The following is a 263-nucleotide window of genomic DNA, read 5'->3' as shown; positions in this document are numbered from 1 at the left end:
GGGAGCTCACGGTGGTGGTGCCTTCTCTGGCAAGGACCCAACCAAGGTTGACCGCAGTGGAGCATACGTCGCAAGGCAAGCTGCCAAGAGCATTGTTGCTAGTGGCCTTGCTCGCCGCTGCATTGTCCAAGTATCATACGCCATCGGTGTCCCAGAGCCACTGTCCGTATTCGTCGACACATACGGCACTGGCAGGATCCCTGACAAGGAGATCCTCAAGATTGTGAAGGAGAACTTCGACTTCAGGCCTGGCATGATCATCA

The 263-nt window shown here is 55.9% G+C and carries 1 protein-coding gene; it reads left to right on the top strand.

Going from position 1 to position 263, the window contains the following annotated elements; translation table 11 throughout:
* On the top strand, positions 1–263 hold a 263-nt coding region (locus L9G74_RS24285), incomplete at both ends, for a methionine adenosyltransferase domain-containing protein (RefSeq protein WP_238898693.1).

It is taken from the genome of Shewanella electrica (assembly GCF_022321485.1).
Classification (GTDB): domain Bacteria; phylum Pseudomonadota; class Gammaproteobacteria; order Enterobacterales; family Shewanellaceae; genus Shewanella; species Shewanella electrica.
This window is presented reverse-complemented; position numbering and strand designations above follow the sequence as displayed.